2 protein-coding genes are annotated in these 1,529 nt (G+C 58.1%); both read right to left on the bottom strand.

Annotation, left to right across the window (positions count from 1 at the left end):
• Positions 1-90: 90 nt before the first annotated feature.
• Positions 91-1,269 carry a hypothetical protein gene (locus ACI38B_RS02710; protein WP_439729423.1) on the bottom strand — a complete coding sequence of 393 codons (1,179 nt, stop codon included), beginning with the start codon at positions 1,267-1,269 and terminating at the stop codon, positions 91-93.
• Positions 1,266-1,529, bottom strand: a 264-nt coding sequence (locus ACI38B_RS02705; RefSeq protein WP_439729422.1) for an ATP-binding cassette domain-containing protein, incomplete at its 5' end; no start/stop codon positions are given. The genes ACI38B_RS02710 and ACI38B_RS02705, both read right to left, overlap by 4 nt.

Below are 1,529 nucleotides of genomic sequence, written 5' to 3'. Positions count from 1 at the left end.
GCCTCGTTGACGTCACGATTGCATTGTTTCGCACTTCATCGCACGATGCAAATCCTTGTCGTGAAAAACACTACAAATCCCAGCTTCCGGTCATCGATTCTTAAAATATCTGAACAGGTCACGTTCGCGAGTGACCAGCATCGCAAGCGTGACACCGGCCAACACACCCGCAAGGGCCGCCGCTGGAACTCTGGAAAGAATACCAACAAGCGTCGGTGAGGCAATGATGATCCCCGTATCCATATGGGTAATCGCCCAGATCGTCAATGGCAGCGTCACCAGTATCGCCGAACAGCACCAGACCAACGCCTCGAGCAGCATCTGCAGCCAGAGCGCGGTCTTGGGTTCGCCGCAATGCATGGCGGATGCAAGTTCGAGCCGCCTGACACGGACAACGGCGAATCCGATGAAGAACGCAATGACCAGCATCACGAGTGGAGCCAGTGCACTCTGTCTCTCCCGGAACGCCTTGACGGCATCCAACTTCGAGCCTTGCGTCGCATTCAATTGGCTGATCGTTGGTTGCTGCGAAGCATCCGAAGGCCATGAGGATACCGTGGATTGCAACAACGCCTGCAGGGCATCCGGAACCGGCCAGGTCTTCACCACGCACTGGTCGAAATCGTTTGCATCAACCGGAACCTGGCTGAGCGCCACATATTGGTAATTGGATGACCTACCGTCGTCCGGATACTGGAATACGCCGGCGATTCGTACACTGCCACCGGCATGCAATGCGAGTTGGCTTCCGGCGGAAGCGTTCACAGACTGCGCTGCCTGGGAGGAGAGCCAGATGCCATCGTAATCCCTGGTAGACAACGTAACAGTGCCGGAACGGGTCGAAGAAGCAAAGACACCAAGCGCCCCGGTCGTGGCATCAAGCGAAGGAATACTCGCAGATGGCAGGACGGCGGATGTGACCTTGTCGTTCTTCGACCGTAACGCGCCGGATGCGAGCACCCCGTCCACACTGGACAACCGTTCGCATGCTTCACCGCTAATCCTGCCTTTGAACTCGATGACGTACGTCGACGCGCTCGATGCGATATACCGGTCAACCTGCTGCGCTATTGACCGAATGCTGAACAGGTCGGCAGCAGACAACCCGCCGACCAACGCGGCGAGAATCAACATAAGCATGAACGCATGCGAGGTTCCGGACACAATATCCCGCCATGCTTCGTCCACGACACCACGCAGACGCATACGCCCTGTCGCAGCCGTATCCCGGTCAATGGCAGGCGCAACGGTATCTTGTTCCCGGCTCACTGGTAGTCCCTCAAATCGATGATGTCCGTGCACGCGTCGCGGGTGCGCGGATCATGTGTGGCGACCACGACAATCGCCCCTGATATCGACAACCCGTGCAAGGTTCGGTTCACGCTCGCCGCAGTCGCCAAATCAAGTTGTGCTGTCGGCTCATCCACAAGAAGCAGTCCCGCGTGGGAGGCGACCGCGCGCGCAAGCATCAGCCGCTGAGCCTCGCCACCGGACAGGTCACGGAACTGTTTGGCGGCAAGATGGTCAAG

Source organism: Bifidobacterium sp., from assembly GCF_051876855.1.
GTDB lineage: Bacteria > Actinomycetota > Actinomycetes > Actinomycetales > Bifidobacteriaceae > Bifidobacterium.
This window is presented reverse-complemented; position numbering and strand designations above follow the sequence as displayed.